The sequence below is a fragment of the Luteolibacter sp. Populi genome, from assembly GCF_040801775.1.
Classification (GTDB): domain Bacteria; phylum Verrucomicrobiota; class Verrucomicrobiia; order Verrucomicrobiales; family Akkermansiaceae; genus Haloferula.
On sequence record NZ_CP161812.1, the window covers coordinates 6,586,961 to 6,604,069 of the forward strand.

The window sequence follows — 17,109 nt, forward strand, 5'->3', positions numbered from 1 at the left end:
GCCGCTAGCGGCCGGATGGCTTGGACGCCTCCTTGTAGCTGCGGTTTCTCGCCCCGCGTGGTCTCGTCACCGGTGTTCGCAGCGTCCGTTCCTCCGGATCGGAAACCGGGTTCGGACCGTAGCGGTTTTCGCCGCGGGTGCCCGGATTGCATCCGCATTCGAGGAAATTGATCACCATCCCGACCATCGGGATGAAGGTGACCACCAGCCAATTGGCAGAGCGGTCCTGATCGTGCCACCGTTTCGTCAGCACCGCGAGCTTCATCCACAGCAGGGGCAGATAGGCGAGGACCATGCCCGCCACCAGCCACGGGATCGCAATCGCGTCGCTATCGGGAGTGGCAGGCGGCAGGGCCGATCTTGTCAAAGACGATTGCCGGATCTCCGCCAGCGTCAGGAAGCGGTCGTAGAGCACCGCGATCGCGACGTTCACCGGCAGAGAGAAGATCCAGTAGGTCGTCCGCGCGATCCGTCCCTTGAAGGAGAAGAGGATGCGATGGATCGCCATGCCCGCGACCGTCGCCTCGACATGCGCGGGTGGCTGGTAGGGGTTCTCTTCCACCATGATCCACCGATGCCACGGATCGGCGGATCTGTCCCAGCAAAAAGGCCCGTCGGAATCGACGGGCCCCTTGCGGAATTATCGGGTGCCGTGGCCCCGGTTTGCCTCAGGTCGGATCCGGGCCGTATTGGTTCGGTCCCACGGTGCCACGCAGGCAACCGCATTCGACGAAGGTCCAGATGCCTCCGATCACGGGAATGAAGCCGATCAGGAACCACCAACCCGATTTGCCGCGGTCGTGCCAGCGCTTGATGCCCAAAGCCACGCTGACCCAGATCAAGGGGATGTAGCAGACGACTCCGATCAGCGTCGCGATCATCCCGCCGCTCGGCTGCCCCGTGGCCGGATCGACAGTGGGTCCGAAGAGCGCCGCCGCGATGCCTACGATCACCGCGAAGATGACGACGCTAATAATGGTCCACAGCCAGTAGGTCCGCCGCGGGATCCTACCATTGAAGGTGGTAAGAACATCCTTGGCGGAAAGTTGCACCGCTACCGGGTAGGGTGAAGCGGTCTGGGCGGGGCTTTGATAGGGATCTGCACTCATATCACCCGTTAGATGACAGAAATGCAGAGTGGGGGCAATATCAAAACGATGCCGCGAATGTCACGCGGGCTGGAGATATCTGCGCTGTGCTTCCGCCTCGGGATTTTGCGGTTCCACGTCGTTGTCCGGATTCGTATCCGCCAGCAGTTCCTCCCGGAACTTCGCGATGATTGCTTCCACCGGCCACGATGACGCTTCGCCGAAGGCGCAGATGGTGCGCCCGTCGATCTGGTAGGCCACGCTCTCCAGGGTGTCGATGTCCTTGGGCGAGGCCTCGCCCGCCACGAGGCGGTCGGAGATCTTCTTCATCCACATCGACCCTTCGCGGCAGGGCGTGCACTGGCCGCAGGACTCGTGGGCGTAGAAGGTATTGATGTTGTTCAGCACCCACGAGATCTTGCGGGTGTTGTCCAGGACGATCACCCCGCCCGAACCGGCCATCGAGCCGCAGGCGGCGAGGGAGTCGAAGTCCATCGGGATATCCCAGAAGCTCAGCTCCCGCGCGCTTCCGTCGGGATTCTTCAGGTTGAACTTCTCCTCACAGCGCAGGATCTTGGAGGATGATCCGCCCGGGATCACCGCCTTGAACTCGCAGCCGTCCTTGGGACCGCCGCACATGTCGTAGAGCAGCTCGCGCATCGTGATCTTGCCGACCTCGACTTCGAAGTAGCCCGGCTTCTTCACATCGCCGGAGACGCAGAGGATGCGGGTGCCGGTGTTGTTCTTGACGCCGAGCTTCGCGTATTCCTCGCCGCTCATCCGCACGATGTGCTTCACGTGGCAGAGCGACTCGACGTTGTTGACGATCGTCGGGCACATGTAGAGGCCCAGCGCCGCGGGGAAGTAAGGCGGCTTGATCCGCGGGTAGGCGCGCTTGCCTTCGAGCGATTCGATCAGGCCGGTCTCCTCGCCGCAGATGTAGGCGGCGGCGCCGCGGTGGACGAAGATGTCCACGTTGAAGCCGGAGCCGAGCACGTTGTTGCCCACGAAGTTCTTATCGCGCGCTTCCTGGATCGCCTTCTCCAGGATGATCGCGGCTTCCGGGAACTCCTCGCGGATGTAGATGTAGGCCACCTTCGCGTTCACCGCGAAGCAGGAGATCACCATGCCCTCGATCAACTGGTGCGGGTCCTGGTGAAGGATGTAGCGGTCCTTGAAAGTGCCCGGCTCGGACTCGTCGGCATTGCAGATCAGATAGACCGGCTTGGTATTGTTCGGCGGGATGAAGGTCCACTTCAGCCCGGTCGGGAAGCCGGCACCGCCGCGGCCGCGCAGGCCGGACTTCTTCACTTCCTCGGTGATCGCCTTGGGCTCCATGCCGATGGCCTTCTTCAAGTCCTCGTAACCGCCATCGCGCAGGTAGCAGTCGATGGACGGATCCCAGCCTTCGCGATCGACGTTCTTGAAGATGAGTCGGTACTCGCGGGAGTCGGGCTGCTTACCGGCTTTGTAGGTGATCATCGGGATGCGATCAAAAAGAGTCTCAAAGGAAGGGCCGGATCCTCAATCCGGATACTTGGCGAGCAGGTCCGCGGCACCGGCCGGTGCCACGCCTTCGTGGAAATCATCGTTCACCAGGCATACCGGCGCGGTCCCGCAGGAGGCCAGGCACTCGGCGAACTCCACCGACCACTTCCCGCAGGGGGAAACGGTCACCGGATGATGATGCGAATCCGAGTGCGAGCGGTCGATCCCCGTCAGCTCGCAAAGCTTGTCCATCAGCTCGTGCGAGCCGCCCATCGCGCAGGACAGGGTGCGGCAGACGCGGACGTGGAATTTCCCGGGTGCCGACTGCCGGAACCCGGGATAAAAGGTCACCACTTCCAGCACCTTGATCGGTGCGATGTCCAGCCGCCCCGCAACCCATTCGATCGCCTCCGCAGAGATGAATCCGTGGTGATGCTGGATGAAGTGCAGGATCGGCAGTACCGCCGAGCGCTTCTGATTCTCAGGAAACTGCGCGAGCCGCTGGTCCGCTTCCGCCTCCAGTGCCGCGGTGGGCAGGAAGGTAGGGAAGAATTTCGAACCGGGCGTCTCGTGCGATGCGACGTTTTCTTCGAGCAGGGACTGGGACATTGCGGAAAACTTATTTGCCCACGAGGCTCTGGAGCTTGCCCAGCACGGTGCCGGCATTGCCTTTTTGGACTACCGTGCCGTCGGGATTACAGATTGCGAGGAAGGGGATGCCGTCCACGCCGTGTTTGATCTCCTTCTCGAACTTCTCGACCTTGCCGAGCTTCAGCACCGGCCACGGCATCTTGGCTTCCTCCACGTAGCCCTCCATCGCCTTCTCTTCCTGGTCGTGGCTGATCAGATAAATTTCGAAGTCCGCGCTCTTGTTCTTGTTATAGAACTCGACCAGCGAGGGCGTGAATTGGTGGCAAGGCTGGCACCAGGAAGCGGAATAGTAAAAGACGTAGTATTTGGCCGGCTGGACATCGACCTTGACCTTGGAAAGCTTCTTGCCCTCCAGCTTTTCAAGGTTGCCGTCCAGCAGCTTCTGGAGGACTCCCTTCGGTTCGGCGTCCTTCTTGGGCGCACCGATCAGGGGCTTGAATTCGCCCGGCTTGTCAGCGGCAAGCGACAGACCGGAGGAGATGAGGATGCCGAGTAGGATCGTCGTTTTCATAGCAGATCGCCTATACGCTTATCGGTCGCACTCGCCCATCACGAAATCGAGCGAACCGAGGATGGCCGGGATATCCGATACCATATGCCCGGGCAGCAGGATCGAGAGCGGGGAAAGATTGCAGAAGGAGGGGCTGCGGATTTTCAGGCGGTGGGGGACCCCGCCGCCGGTCGAGTGAATGTAGAATCCCAGCTCGCCCTTCGGATTCTCCGCGCCGAAATAGACCTCCCCGGCCGGGGCATCGAGACCCTGCGTCGCCACGATGAAGTGGTGGATCAGCTCTTCCATCGACATCAGCACGCGTTCCTTGTCCGGCAGCATGCCCTTGCTATCGGCCAGGTTCACCGGCCCGGAAGGCATCTTGTCGAGGACCTGGCGGCAGATCTTGATCGATTGCTTCAGCTCCTCCATCCGGACCTGGTAGCGGGCGTAACAATCGCCTTCCTCGGCGATGATCACGTCGAAATCGTATTTCTCGTAGCCGAGGTAGGGGCGGTCCTTGCGCAGGTCGCGCGTCGCCCCGGAGGCCCGCAGGTTCGGCCCGGTCAAGCCCCAGGCGATCGCCGTGTCCTTCGATATGACCCCGATATCGGCCATCCGGTCGATGAAGATCTTGTTCTTATCCAGCAGCTTGCCGACTTCGACGAGGGTCTGCTCGCACTCTCCGAGGAAAGTGTGCACCGCCTGCTCGAAGCCCGGCGGCATGTCGCGGAGCTGCCCGCCGACGCGGGTGAAGGAGGTCGTGAAGCGCGCTCCGGTGAGCTGCTCGCACAGGTTGTAGATCTTCTCCCGCTCCGTGAAGGTGTAGAGGAAAACGGTCATCGCGCCCACGTCCATGGCGCAGACGCCGACGCCCAGCAGGTGGGAGGAAATCCGCGCCAGCTCGCAGCACAGCACCCGCAGGGCCTGGCCGCGCGGTGGCAGCTCCCAGCCCATCAGCTTCTCCACTGCACAGGCGTAGGCCACGTTATTGGCCAGCGGCGCGAGGTAATCCAGCCGGTCCGTGTAGGGAACGAACTGGTTGTAGTGCATGTTTTCCGCGATCTTCTCATCGCCGCGGTGCAGGAAACCGATGTCCGGGTCCGCTTTCGTGATGATTTCGCCATCCAGCTCTAGGATCAAGCGCAGCACGCCGTGCGTGGCGGGGTGGGAAGGGCCCATGTTCAGGACCATCTTCTCGCCCATCAAATCCGTCGTCTCCTCGTGGTATTCGGCGGCCTTCGCCGCCACGTCGGGGGCTTGGTATTCGGTCGTGGTGGTGCTGCTCATCGGAAGTCCCGGCCCCGGAATCAGGCCCCAAGAACGCCCCTCCGGCAAGGCACTTTGTGAAAATTTTCACAAAGTCCGCGCGAAGCGGGAAATGCTCGTCCGACAGCCCCGGAATCGCGGTTTTTCAAGCTGCAAGGGCGGCGCGGAAGCCTCAGGGCCCCGCCACCCCCTCCAAAACCTTCACCGCCGCCTCACGCAGATAGCCCGCGGGCACGGCTTCGGTCGCTACCTTCACCATCTTCGCCCGCCGCTCCGGTGCCGCTTTTGCCACCGCCGCCGCAGCCTTCGCCCGCAAGGCCTCGCCCACTGCATTGTCCCTGCCTTCCAGTCCGAAGCAATAGGCCCGCGAAGCCGCAAACGCGATCCAGGTGCGCGCCAAGGTCTCCGCATCCTTCTCCTGCCACAGCGCCGTGACTTCCCGCGCGGCATGGTAGTGCTCGCCCTTCGGTCCTTTGAAATTGCCTCCCCAATAATCCGCACCGTCGCCATCCCGCACCGCGGGACTTTCGCTCGCACAGGTCGCGATCGCCGGGGCAAGGCCGTGCAGATCCAGCGCGAGTGCCGCAAAGAAGACATCATTCATCACCCCCGGATGCGCTTCCAAGCACGGCTTCAGATACGCCTCCAGCCGCTCCAGCCGGTCCGCCCGCCCGCGGGTCAGCCGCTCCAGCACCGCGAGGCTGGCACGGAAATCACGGCCATGATCGCCGACTACCGCCTGAATGGCATCCAAGTGGGCCGCGGCACCGGGCAGCTTCGATAGCGTGTCCACGGCCGTGGAGAAGGTGTCCATGTCGTAATCCCCCTTCTGGGGGTTCTTGATCTCCTTCAAGAGCAAGCTGGCAGCCTGCGCCGCTTGCTTCTCATCGAGCGCGATCCGGAGGAGAAGCTTCATCGCCCCGGCGCGACGGATGAAACCCGCCTCCCGCTTGCGGATCATTTCGAGCAAGCCCGCCACCCGCGTCCTGGCCCGCTCGGGATCCGCCTTAGCCTCGAACCCCGCTACCTCGATCAGCGACTCCGCGATCTCGGCGGGCGACATCAGATCCACTAGGCTCTGTCCGCCCTCCGGCCGCGCCGCGCCGAGCGTGGACAAGAGATTGCGGCGCTCTTCCCGATTCCCCTCGCGGAAGCGGACGATGAGATAATCCTGCCATACCTCCGGGAAGCTCTTGCGCAGCCGGTCCAGCGCCCAGCGCGACATGGCGTCGTTGGCATCTGCCGCTTTCTCCAGGCGCTTCGCATTGCCCGCGATATCGAGCTTTCTCAAGGCATCGGCGACCGGCTCGCGGAGCACCGGGCCGGGCATGAAGCGGCGCTTCTTCTCGAGTTTCTCGTGGCGCGCCTTGTCCTTCAGCTCCTCTTCCGATTCCCCGGGGGTGTTGTTGCGCATGGCATCGAAGCCGAAACGCTTTTCCAGAGCCTCGAACTCCTTGTCCTCCGCATTCACCTCGGGAAGCGATTCCCGCAGCCTCTCCAACTCCGGCCGCAGTTCGGCCAGGGCTTCTTCCCCCGCGCTGATCACGAGCTTGGCCAATGCTGGCGGCGGCAGCGGATCGGCCCAATGGCGCGCGAAGGCGGTCCGCAGGTTGCCGGCCAGTTGCTGCCTCGCGTCCTCGCCGAGCCGCGGTGCCAGCCGGTCTTCAAGCGGCGTGGCCAGGCTCCGGCGGTCGATCTCCGGCGCGACCCGCCAGCGCTCGCCGAGGTGCTCCGGCAGGGCACCGCGCAGCACTTGCGAGGCGAAGTTGATGCAGGCCTCACGGTCATATTCGCCTTCCCAGCGCGCGCTGAGGAAATCCGACCACACGGTCTGGTAGCCGGTTCCTTGCACGGGCCGGCCGTTCACCAGCAGATCCAATTCGGCTCCGCCATCCGCCGTCGAGGACCGCATGGAGCCGCGATAGTCCTCATCGAGGATTGAGTAGGAGCGGATGCGATCCAGCCAGAACAGGGTCTCCGCCAGGAAGCGGGCTTCCGCTTGGGACAGCGGGATCACCCGCGCCGTGTAGCCGGGTTGGTCGGCGAGGGGATTGCGTCCGACCACGCCGTTGTTGTTGTAATCCGTCGCCATCAGCCACGCTTGCTCCGTGCCGAAGCGTAGGGCGAAAAGCTGTGCGCTGAAACTATAGCAGCCTGAAGACCCCGCATCGAGAATCCACCAGCCCGACCCGGGCGGCGCGATCCCATGGCGGTCATCGACCGCGATCCGCCAGTCCCGGCGATGGGCCTTGCTCCGGTTCGCCTCCACCAGTGCCAGCGCCGCCTCTTTGGGAGCCATCGTCCAGAATCCCCCCGGCATCTGGTTGGGCATCGCGTCGTCCGGATCGCCGAGACGGTCCTTCGATGCCTTGCCGTGGAAGAAAGCGGCCACCTCCTGGTCGCTCGCCTCCTTGAGCGATTGGAAGACATACGTCTTCAGCGGCGGGTCGGGCAGCGGTGCCTTCTCGTCCGCCTTCTTCTCCGGATCGATCACCGGGTAGCCCAGGCCGCCTCCCTTGGCGATCTCCTCCAGGCGTTCTCCTTCCTTCAGCACCCGGATGTGTGAGTGCTTCGGGATCTCTCCGGCGGTATAAGTCTTTGTCGCCGGATCGTAGCGGAAGGTGAAGACGGGCTCCTCGATTTCGTAATCCACGCTGTCCGGCCCGAAGCTTATCTCCACGATCCCGTCGCCATCACCATCCGTGCAGGCGAACGACCAGTCGTTGGCGTGATCGGCCTTGTCCGGATGCCAGTTGTAGATCACCCGCAGAAGGCAGCGCGGCACGCGTTCCACCGTCTCCAGCGTGAAGACCTGCACCTCCATCTCCTCGGTCCTTTTCACCTCGTGATAGGTTGAATCCGCACGATCGAGAATGCCGTCGTGATCGAAGTCGAAGAGATAGCCGCCGCTGATCAGGTTGTTGCCGCCGAATGGCCGGATTTCCTTTCCGTCCGGCCCGAGGACCAGCAGCGCGCCGCTCGTGATCCGCGAAAGTTCGGGTGTCAGGAGGCCCTTCACGCCGTCCTGCCCGCTGCCTCCGAAAAGTTCCTCCGGCTTCTCGATTTCGTAGCCGCCGAAGATCGAGCGAAGATTGTCCCACAGGCGGTAGGTGGTGTCCGCAGACAGAACCTGCAAGGGGGCCGCTCCGTCCTTCTGCAGAGCGGTGTGTAGCCGGAAGTTTTTGAGGAACCTGTCCTTCCCGTCGCATTCCGCCAGTCGTCCGACCTCCGCTTGCCGGACCGCGGGATCGGCCAGCTTCTTCAGGTCGGCCGTTTTCAGGCCTTCCGATCCGCTGACGCTGGCGGCGGCGAGGGGGAGTAGCAGCAGTGTTTTCATGGTTCGGGGCAGCCGCATGCTTTGATAACACGCCACAAGGTTAATTCTTAGAACTTCCTGGCAATCGCTCCCGCCACGCGGTGAAGAGCGCGACCGCGTCATTCCCCGGAATCGTGCAATCTGCCCCGGCAAATGGGGCGATTCCGTCCGTTGACACCGGCGATTTCCGCTCTGTTAGTTCGAGGCCATGAAAACATTGTTCAAGCCCATCGTCATCGCCGCCGGAGCCGTCCTTTCCTGTGCCGCGCTCAGTTCTTGTTCCGAAAAGGCCAAGCAAGAACGCGCCGCGGAATCCGCCGCCGAGACCGCGGTCGATGTGACCGAGGACTACTGCGAGCTCCTTGAAAGCATCAAGGACAAGGAGTCCGCCCAGAAGGCCATCGCGAAGATGGACGGCCTTGCCGACAAGTTCGCGAAGGTCGCCGAAAAGTCCAAGAAGGCCGGCGACACCCCGCCGGATGCCAAGGCACAGGCCAAGATGACCGAGGACATGAAGCCGCTCCAGGATCGCATGACCAAAGCGGTGATGTCCGCGATGCCCATCATCGCCACCGATCCTGAGCTGCAAAAAGCCTTCACCGACAAGATGACCTTGATCGGAACCAAGATGGCGGAGGCTTCGAAGTAAGCGGCACAGCGCTTTTCCACTCCCCGCCCGCCTCCCTTGTGAGTTCGGGCGGGGATTTTTTGCTCCCCGTCAGCCCGGCTGATGGAGGTCAATACGGGGACTACGACAGCCAGGCGAACGCTCGGCCAAAAGAACGGGCATCCGCCGCTTTCCGCTCCGCGCTACTCGATCTCCTCGTCCCGCCCGATTCGCAGGCGCATCTCCAGCTCCGCAGTCCGGCGGTCGAGGTCCTGCAAGCATGTGAACATGCCCGCCAGGATGCGGCTAAGCCTCTTGGCATCGGCACCGCCGAGGGTTTCTAGCTCGCGGGTAAGCGCCTCGTGAAGGGTCTTCGTTTCGGCAGTCATCTCAGAACAGTAGCTCAAAGTATGAACTTCACCTCTTCGTTACCATTGCGCGATGGCGTGTGCCCGGATTCCCGCGCGCTGCGTCGGCGGGAGAGGTCTCGGTTGCAATGCGGCCCCCTCCATGCAAAGCTTGCGGCTTACCTTGACACTGCCGCGGCTCGGGCCTGCGCCTGCAACCGGTGGGGATCAGGTCGCCCCACCGCCTTGTTGGGCTTGGTTTCGGAACCGGCGGACGGCCGCTATCTGAAACGGATCTTCATACACAATTTCTCCGGGCGCTTCGGTCGACTCGAGCTGAATCTCCAGACCATACTTGCCTGCCAGCTCACGGTAGAACAACAGGCGATCTAACAAAGGTTGCCCCATCGTGGAATCTTTGAACCATGTAATGGCCCGCCTCGGGTTTCCGTCCGAATAGTAAGGCGGCAGTGGCAGATGGGCTTCATACCATTCGCGGTGGCTCCAGTAGTCCGCCTCTTCTTGCGGAGTGACCCGCTTGTCGCGGATCAGGTGCCATACGGCGACGAAGATTCCATACCGCTCCTCGGTGTAAGGGCTAGTGGCAGGTGAGCAGAAGCGGTGGAATTTCATCATCTTGTTCTGCGGACCTTGTTGTCCGTTCGCCCCCGGTAAGAAAGACGTGAAGCATCGCCTTGAGACCCCGGCCCGGTCCCGGCACCGGTTGTGCCTCTATCTGTCACTCCGCTTTTCGATATGTAATTCGCTTGTTTCCCCCCGTCGGCCAGCCCTTTATAAGTATTTCAATCCGGCTACCAGCTTCACGGCGATCGCCCACATCACCAAGGCTATGATCCCCTCCAGGATCCGCCATGTAAATGGCTTCGCGAAAAGCGGTTGGAGTCGGGTAGCTCCGTAACCGAGCGAGAAGAAAAAGAGAAATGAACCGGAGACGGCACCTGCCGTGAAGGAGATTTGCGAGTCCGGGAATTGTGTGGAGACCGTTCCGAGCAGCACCACGGTATCGAGATAGACATGGGGATTTAGCCAGGTGATCGCGAGGCAAGCTAGAAGGGTTCGCGCGAGATTGCTTCGTTCAGTTGATGCCTCATCAGCTAGCGCATCCGTGGAGCGCAATGCGGAGCGTAAACTCTTTGCCCCGTATAAGACGAGGAAAGCCGCGCCTCCGTAGCGCATTGCAGGTTCGAGCCACGGGAGCACCGCCGCTATCTTCCCGAAGCTGCTCACGCCCACCACGATCAAAATGGCATCGGAGAAGGCGCAGGCCAGACAGACCGAGAATACATGATCATTGCGCAGCCCTTGCCTGAGCACGAAGACGTTCTGCGCGCCGATGGCAAGGATGAGGCTCAGCCCCATGGTCATCCCTGCGAAGAAAGTCACGGTATTCATCCGGTCTGCGTCGCTTGGACGTGGATAAGGTGGCGGGAAGGTCAAGCCTGCCCTGCGGCGGCCTTCCCCTCCCTTGGCAATTTCCTTCCAAACAACAAATCCCCGCAACTGCTTGAGCTGCGGGGATCTGCTTGGAAAATGAAAGTACCCCGGCTTGGATTCGAACCAAGGACCAAAAGATTAAGAGTCTTCTGCTCTACCAACTGAGCTACCGAGGCTTTGGGGTCCCGTCTTGCGGCGGGGCCGGAAGGATGCATTTCATTCAGAGCCGCGCAAGAGGAATTTTGAGGCAGTTGCCGGTCTTATTTCGCGGGCAGGAAGAGGATGCAAATCGGGTTGGGGGCCTCGGTCGTCGACTTCGCTTCCCCGAGCTTGCCAGTGGCCGGATCGAGCGGCAGGGCGGAGATGGAATTCGTGTCCTGATGCGCGCAGAGCAGCCACTTGCCGTCCGGCACGATCGCGAAGTGCCGCGGTACCTTTCCGCCGCAGGGCGCGATCTGAGCGGGCGTGAGCTTGCCGGAGGCGGCGTCGCGGGCATAGACGGCGATGCTATCGTGGCCGCGGTTCGAGGCGTAGACGAACTTGCCGTTCGGATGCACCGCGATCTCCGCCGTGGAACTGCGGGTCGCGTCGCCCGGCGGCAGCGTCGTCAGGCTCTGCAGCGTGGTGAATTTGCCCGCTTTTGCATCGTAGCTGCAGGCGCTCACCGTGTTGTCCAGTTCATTGACCACATAGGCATGGCGGCCGTCGGGTGAGAACTCCAGATGGCGAGGCCCGGCTCCCGGCGGGGATTCCCAGGAGTCGGGAGCTTCCGCTGCGGGCTTGGCAGTCTTACCGTCGATCGTCCAGGTCAGCACCTTGTCGAGACCGAGGTCGGGCACGTGGAGGAAGTCGCCGCGGAAATAGACGCCATGCGCGTGCGGGCCTTCCTGACGGCCCTTGACCGGCCCCTTGCCCTCGGTCTTCTTGGCGAAGGCCGGTTCCTTCGGAATGCCGTCGCTGTCGAGCAAGTAGGTCGTGGTCGTTCCGTCGCTGTAGTTGGCCACCGCGAGCACGCGGCCGGTTTCATTCAGTGACACGTGGCAGGGATTGTTGCCGGCGGAAGTGGCCTCCGCCACGAATTCCAGCGGCTCTCCGGTCTTGCCGAGCTTGAAGACCGCCACGCTGCCCTGTGGGAAGGCCTCTGACCTACCGGCCGCGTAGAGCAGTTGCTTGCCTGGGTGCAGGGCGAGCCAGCCGGGGCTATTGTATTTCGCGCCCAGCGCGACCTTGCCGAACTCCCCGGTATCCGGATCGAAGCTGGAGAGATAGATGCCCTCGCTCTTCCCGCTACCGCCGCTATTCGTGCCGATGGCGAAGGGTAGGGGAGCAGCGGATGCGAGCGATGCGAGTGCAAGGAGGGATAGGCAGGGTTTCATCGGAAGCGACTACGCCACGGACCACCGGGAACCTTCAATGGGTTTTCACCCGGAGTGGCATCACTGCCGACCAACCACATTCAGAAATTTAAACCGCGAATGGACGCGAATGAACGCGAATAAAATTCATCTCTGAGCGGGCCGCCCAATGATTTGCCCTTTTCGCTTCACCCGCCGCCACTGCCTTTTTCCGAATTCGCGTCCATTCGCGGTTCAAAATCTCGGCCCTTCCACCGCCCCGCTCAGAACCCGAAATACCGCTGCGCGTTCCCCCCACACACATCCCTCACCAGCTTCGCCAGCATCTCGAAGTCATCCGGCAATTCCCCGCGATCCGCCTCGCTGCCGATCAGGTTGCACAGGATCCGCCGGAAATACTCGTGTCGCGGGAAGGACAGGAAGGACCGCGAATCCGTCAGCATCCCCACGAAGCGTGACAGCAAGCCGGTCGCCGAAAGCGCATTCAACTGCTGCTCCATGCCATCCTTCTGGTCCATGAACCACCAACCGGAGCCGAATTGGATCTTGCCCGGTACCGTGCCGTCCTGGAAGGCCCCGGTCATCGCCGCGAAGAGATAATTATCCCGCGGGTTGATGTTGTAGAGGATCACCTGTGGCAGCGCGCCTTGGTTCGCCAGCGTGCTGAGATAGGTCACCAGCGAGGCTCCCTGGCGCTCGTCGCCGATCGTGTCGAAGCCGCTGTCCGGCCCTAGCAGGGCGGACATCCGCGGGTTCACATTGCGGAAGGGCCCGAGATGAAGCTGCTTCGTCCAGCCCTTCGATGCATCCTGCTGGCCGAAGAAGACCATCAGGAAGAAGCAGAACTTCTCCTTCTCCTCCCAGGTCACCGGCAGCCCGCGGCGCGCCTTGTCGAAGATGATCGAGGCATCCGCATCATCGCAGGGCAGCGCGGGGCAGCGCTCCAATCCGTGGTCGGAAAGCCGGCAACCCATCGCATGGAAATCATCATGGCGCTTCTGCAGCGCCTGCAAGAGATCCGAGACGTGGTGGATGCTGGTGTCGGTCACCTCTTCCAGCTTCTCGATCCAGGAGTCGAAGGCCTTCGGCTGATCGACTTGGAAAGCCTTGTCCGGACGGAAAGTCGGCAGCACCTTGGTGGCGATCCCGCTCTTCTGGATCGCCGCGTGATGAAGCAGCGGATCGGCAGGATCATCGGTGGTGCCGACCATCCTCACCTTGAACTTGTCCAGGATCCCGTGGATGCAGAAGTCCGGCTCCGCAAGCCGCGCATTCGCCTGCTCCCAGATCTCGTCCGCGGTGTCGGGCCCCAGGATTGTATCGATCCCGAAGTAGCGACGCAGTTCGAGGTGCGTCCAGTGGTGGATCGGATTGCGCAGCGTGTAAGGCACCGTTTCCGCCCATGCCTGGAACTTCTCCCGCGGCGTCGCCGAGCCCGTGATGTATTCCTCGTCGATCCCGTTCGCGCGCAGCAGTCGCCACTTGTAGTGATCGCCGCCCAGCCAGATGTCGGCGAGGTTGTTCCAGCGGTGGTTGGTCGCGATCTCCGCGGGCGAAAGGTGGCAGTGGTAATCGAAGATCGGCTGGTCCTTGGCGACCTCGTGGAAAAGCCGGCGCGCGGTGGGGGACTGCAGCAGGAAGGATTCTTCGTCGAGATAGGCCATGGGTAGGCGGCGACGATGGCAGGATGCCCGGACGCGGCAAGCCCATCATTGTAAAGTTGTCGGACAACTCTCCGCTTTCAGCCCGGCCGGCCCTTCGCCAAATACCGGCTCGCCCCGACAATCGCCGCGCCCAGTGCCAGAAATCCCGCACCCATCAGCAGGCAATTCAATACCGTCCGGCCCAAGCCAAGCCGGTCGAGTTCCAGGAAAGGGTAGGGGTAGTCGCCCCCGCGAGCCAAAGCCCACCCCAGATAAGCCGCGGGCCAAGCCAGCCACGCGAGAGCCAGCTTCCATCCCAGCCTCAGCTTCGGAACGCAGGCCATCCAGAAGCCGAGTTGGAGCAGCGGCGTCATCCGGTGCAGCAGGTTGTCCGCCCACCAATGCATCCCCTGCGGGTTCCACAACCCCGACAGCATCGTCACGTAAACAATCCCGGTCACCCCGATGTAGAGCAGCATGGCGCCTTGCAATGCCGGTCCCCGGCACACCCTTCCGGCCCTCGATTCCGGCGCAAGCAATGCCACCGAATGGACTGCCGCCAGCAACGCGTTGCTCAGGATCGTGAAGTAGCTCGCCAGCTTCAACAAAGTCACCCCGAGGCCCAGCCCCCGCGATGCCAGATGGCCCGCCGTGACCTGATACTGGAGGACCAGCCCGGTCGCCGCGGCAGCGACAATCACCATGCGGAATGCTTGCTCGCGCTTCATTCGCCAGCCTCGCGGAGTTCGGATGGCGTCCCGGGCAGGGCCCGCGTGCCGCGGAATTGAGAAAGGCCCCAGTGTGCCAATTGCATCAGGATCTCGCGCGTGCTGCGACCCCGCTCCGTGAGCTGATAGAGAACCCGCCGGCCATCCTCCGGATCGGTCGTGCGCTCGATCAGGCCGTGCCTTGCCAAGGATTTCAGGCGGACGGAAAGGATGTTCGTGGCAATCCCTTCCGGAGAGGCAAGGAACTCCTCGAAACGCTGCTTGCCTAGAAAGAGATCGCGGATCACCAGCAGGCTCCAACGGTCTCCCAGCAGGTCGAGCGTGCACGCGACGGGACAAGACGAACGGCGGGCCGGGGCTGACTTCACCGCGCCATTTGAGGCTGCCGGAGGCAAGCCGACAAGCCGGAGGATGACTCCTCCCGACACAAGTCGTGGCGGAAGCACCCTTGCGCTCCCGCCACGACACCATGATGCGCTACATGGAAATGGGCTTACTTCTTCTTGGTTTTCGGGCCGAAGCTGCCCTGATAGACGGTGTTGCGATCCACCAGCTTGGCTTCCACCTTGCGGGAGCTGCCGCGCTCGATCCCGAGGTGCAGGCTCAGCGCGTAATGGCCCTTGGCCTTGAGGCTGAGGTCGGCGTTGTCATCCACGTCGAGGGTGCCCTTGCCGGTGAATTTCTTCCCGCCGACCACCGCCGTGGCGGTTACGACATTCTTCTTGCCGACCGTCACGGTCACCGGGGCGGAGCTCAGGCCTTCGCCACCCACGGTCCCCGTGAAAGTGCCGGTCAGGGGAGCCTTCACCGAGAGCTGGCCGGTCGCCTCGCCGCCCTTGCCATCGGTCACGCGGTAAGTGAACAGCGTGCTCGCCGGATCGGCCTCCGAGGTGCTGAAGCGGATGCGCGGACCCTTCGCGGTATCCACGATCGTCGCGCTGCCGGAACCATCGGCCGCCTCGACGCTCTGGATCACCAGCGGGTTCTTGTCCGCGTCCGCATCGTTGGCCAGAACGTCGACCAGGACCTCGCGGGTGCTTGCGCCCTTCTTCGCCTTGGCCGGCAACCACGCGACATCGGGACGCGCGGCGGGAACGAAGTTGACCGCGCCCGGGGTCTCGCGGTAGCGGAAGGCCACCGGCAGAGCGTCGGGATTACGGCGCGCCTTCTTCTTGCCTGCTGCCTTCGCTTTCGCCCCGCCGTTCACGATCGCCAGTTGTTCCTCCGCCGTGATGCCCGCCTTCGGCAGCGCGGCGAGACCGTAGATCAGGCCATCGTTGCCCTCGACCAGCCACTTCCGGCGCCGGGCGAATTCTTCCGTGAAGTGATAGATGATCTCGGTCTCGCCACCCGTCACGTAACGGTAGATGAAGCCGGAATCTGCGGTGCCGCCATGATAGGACACGCCGAAGATCTTGCCATCGACGAGGATCGGCGCAGGCAGTGTCAGGCGGCCCTGCTGCATCTGCCGGAAGTCGGTCTTCACGGCTATGGTGCCGTCCAAGGCAATGTGGGCGAGGACGCTGTCCGCGACGGTGTAGAAGCCGTCCGCCACCGGAACCAGCGGGCCGCAGCGCTGCTCGATCGGGTCGAAGTTCGAGAGTTCGGTGATGGCGTTCGGCCCGTCGTAACGGAAGAAGCAACCGTAGCTGATGGCCATCTGGACGATCGGAGGCAGCCCGCCGACCGGGCCATTGGAATAGTTGGACACATGCACCGGTCCGCCGATCGAGGTCGCGCCATAAATCTCGCCATCCGCACCGACGGCGAGGTGCACCGGGCTCCACGGGGGAAAGACAGTCGAGGGATCCGTCTGCATCGCCGGGGCGGGTTCGGTGAAGTTGTAGACGGTCTGGAAGACGCCATCGAGGCTCAGGCGGAACAGGGTCCCGCCACTCTGCGCGCCGCCATCGCTCATGAGACCGAAGAGATCGCCAGCGGGGGTGGAGATCAGGCTGTTGACGCCCCATCCTTCCGTGCCGGTGATGTCGTGGATCACGCTGAACACGCCATCCTGCGAGAAGCGGTAGATGGTGCCGAGCTTGTGGGCGCCGCCGTGTTGGGTGGCTCCGTAGAAGGCACCGTCCGGACCTACGATCAGAGGCGAGCAGGGACCGCTGCCCCCGACATTGGGGTAGCTCGCATCTGCCACGGTAGCGAAGGTGTAGAGCACTTCCGCATCCTCGCCGGGAGCGAAGCGGTAAATGACCCCGGCGCGAGCGGTATCCACCCAACCGGCGGCTCCGTAGAAGAAGCCGTCGCCCGGGTTGAGCAGTTGGCCCACGGGTTCGAACTGGATCTCCAGCACTTCGACTTGCTCCACGAAGGGCTCGTCGGCACGCACGGAAGATAGGCTGAAGGATCCGGCGAAGAGCGCCGGCACGCAATACACGAACAGAGGATTTTTCATGTGGGACCGAGGCTGCACGGCATTTCGCGCGGGACAATCCGGCAAGCGTGAACTTTGCGTGAACGCATCCAGCGGCATGAGAGTTATGTCTTGAAATCTGTTAGATTGGCATGTTCGGAAGTTCCCGCGTCCCTCCGAAGCGTTTATCAGGAGGCGCTTGGGCAGATACTCGGTTTTGGAGACGGGTCCGGGCACCGGCATTCACGCGGTCTCGTAAAGCATGTGCAGGACTGGCAATTGTAATTACACCGTTCATCGTCCG

16 protein-coding genes and 1 tRNA gene are annotated in these 17,109 nt (G+C 62.7%); 1 reads left to right on the top strand and 16 read right to left on the bottom strand.

Translation table 11 applies throughout. The annotated features are described in order from the left end of the window. Positions 1 to 4: 4 nt before the first annotated feature. The 7 genes from ABWK72_RS26880 to ABWK72_RS26910 form a co-directional block, all read right to left on the bottom strand. Positions 5 to 565: a DUF805 domain-containing protein gene (locus ABWK72_RS26880; RefSeq protein ID WP_367872673.1), complete on the bottom strand. Its 561-nt coding sequence runs from the start codon at positions 563 to 565 to the stop codon at positions 5 to 7. A 103-nt stretch (positions 566 to 668) separates the two neighbouring features. After that, positions 669 to 1,109, bottom strand: coding sequence for a DUF805 domain-containing protein (locus ABWK72_RS26885; RefSeq protein WP_367872674.1), 441 nt, complete (start codon positions 1,107 to 1,109; stop codon positions 669 to 671). A gap of 60 nt (positions 1,110 to 1,169) precedes the next feature. Continuing rightward, positions 1,170 to 2,570 (bottom strand): NADH-quinone oxidoreductase subunit NuoF, encoded by a 1,401-nt coding sequence (gene nuoF / locus ABWK72_RS26890; protein ID WP_367872675.1) that lies wholly within the window; start codon positions 2,568 to 2,570, stop codon positions 1,170 to 1,172. Positions 2,571 to 2,612: 42 nt separating this feature from the next. Beyond that, complete coding sequence (locus ABWK72_RS26895; RefSeq protein ID WP_367872676.1) at positions 2,613 to 3,185, bottom strand: NAD(P)H-dependent oxidoreductase subunit E; 573 nt, start codon at positions 3,183 to 3,185, stop codon at positions 2,613 to 2,615. A gap of 10 nt (positions 3,186 to 3,195) precedes the next feature. Then, the gene (locus ABWK72_RS26900) at positions 3,196 to 3,738 is read right to left on the bottom strand and encodes a thioredoxin-like domain-containing protein (RefSeq protein WP_367872677.1); all 543 of its coding nucleotides are present in this window, start codon (positions 3,736 to 3,738) and stop codon (positions 3,196 to 3,198) included. An 18-nt stretch (positions 3,739 to 3,756) separates the two neighbouring features. Beyond that, positions 3,757 to 5,007 (bottom strand): NADH dehydrogenase (quinone) subunit D, encoded by a 1,251-nt coding sequence (gene nuoD, locus ABWK72_RS26905; RefSeq protein ID WP_367872678.1) that lies wholly within the window; start codon positions 5,005 to 5,007, stop codon positions 3,757 to 3,759. A gap of 151 nt (positions 5,008 to 5,158) precedes the next feature. Further along, complete coding sequence (locus ABWK72_RS26910) at positions 5,159 to 8,323, bottom strand: hypothetical protein (protein WP_367872679.1); 3,165 nt, start codon at positions 8,321 to 8,323, stop codon at positions 5,159 to 5,161. Positions 8,324 to 8,510: 187 nt separating this feature from the next. Here ABWK72_RS26910 and ABWK72_RS26915 point away from each other — a divergent pair, with 187 nt between their 5' ends. Next, on the top strand, positions 8,511 to 8,951 hold the full coding sequence (locus ABWK72_RS26915) for a hypothetical protein (RefSeq protein ID WP_367872680.1): 441 nt from the start codon (positions 8,511 to 8,513) through the stop codon (positions 8,949 to 8,951). Between the two features lie 161 nt (positions 8,952 to 9,112). Here the strand turns inward: ABWK72_RS26915 and ABWK72_RS26920 are convergent, their stop codons facing one another. From ABWK72_RS26920 to ABWK72_RS26960, 9 genes are all read right to left on the bottom strand, one after another. Further along, entirely contained in the window at positions 9,113 to 9,298 is a 186-nt protein-coding gene (locus tag ABWK72_RS26920) for a hypothetical protein (RefSeq protein WP_367872681.1), read from the bottom strand. Between the two features lie 186 nt (positions 9,299 to 9,484). Then, entirely contained in the window at positions 9,485 to 9,892 is a 408-nt protein-coding gene (locus ABWK72_RS26925) for a hypothetical protein (protein WP_367872682.1), read from the bottom strand. A 156-nt stretch (positions 9,893 to 10,048) separates the two neighbouring features. Further along, complete coding sequence (locus tag ABWK72_RS26930) at positions 10,049 to 10,669, bottom strand: LysE/ArgO family amino acid transporter (protein WP_367872683.1); 621 nt, start codon at positions 10,667 to 10,669, stop codon at positions 10,049 to 10,051. 145 nt (positions 10,670 to 10,814) lie between these two features. Next, a tRNA-Lys gene (locus tag ABWK72_RS26935) sits at positions 10,815 to 10,887 on the bottom strand. A gap of 84 nt (positions 10,888 to 10,971) precedes the next feature. Continuing rightward, on the bottom strand, positions 10,972 to 12,087 hold the full coding sequence (locus tag ABWK72_RS26940) for a lactonase family protein (RefSeq protein ID WP_367872684.1): 1,116 nt from the start codon (positions 12,085 to 12,087) through the stop codon (positions 10,972 to 10,974). 242 nt (positions 12,088 to 12,329) lie between these two features. Next, positions 12,330 to 13,730 (bottom strand): glucuronate isomerase, encoded by a 1,401-nt coding sequence (uxaC, locus tag ABWK72_RS26945; protein ID WP_367872685.1) that lies wholly within the window; start codon positions 13,728 to 13,730, stop codon positions 12,330 to 12,332. A 77-nt stretch (positions 13,731 to 13,807) separates the two neighbouring features. Beyond that, complete coding sequence (locus ABWK72_RS26950) at positions 13,808 to 14,437, bottom strand: Pr6Pr family membrane protein (protein ID WP_367872686.1); 630 nt, start codon at positions 14,435 to 14,437, stop codon at positions 13,808 to 13,810. Continuing rightward, on the bottom strand, positions 14,434 to 14,805 hold the full coding sequence (locus tag ABWK72_RS26955; RefSeq protein ID WP_367872687.1) for a winged helix-turn-helix transcriptional regulator: 372 nt from the start codon (positions 14,803 to 14,805) through the stop codon (positions 14,434 to 14,436). The genes ABWK72_RS26950 and ABWK72_RS26955 overlap by 4 nt, the downstream gene beginning before the upstream one ends. Positions 14,806 to 14,930: 125 nt before the next feature. Further along, positions 14,931 to 16,847 (bottom strand): choice-of-anchor tandem repeat GloVer-containing protein, encoded by a 1,917-nt coding sequence (locus ABWK72_RS26960; protein ID WP_367872688.1) that lies wholly within the window; start codon positions 16,845 to 16,847, stop codon positions 14,931 to 14,933. Between the last annotated feature and the right edge of the window lie 262 nt (positions 16,848 to 17,109).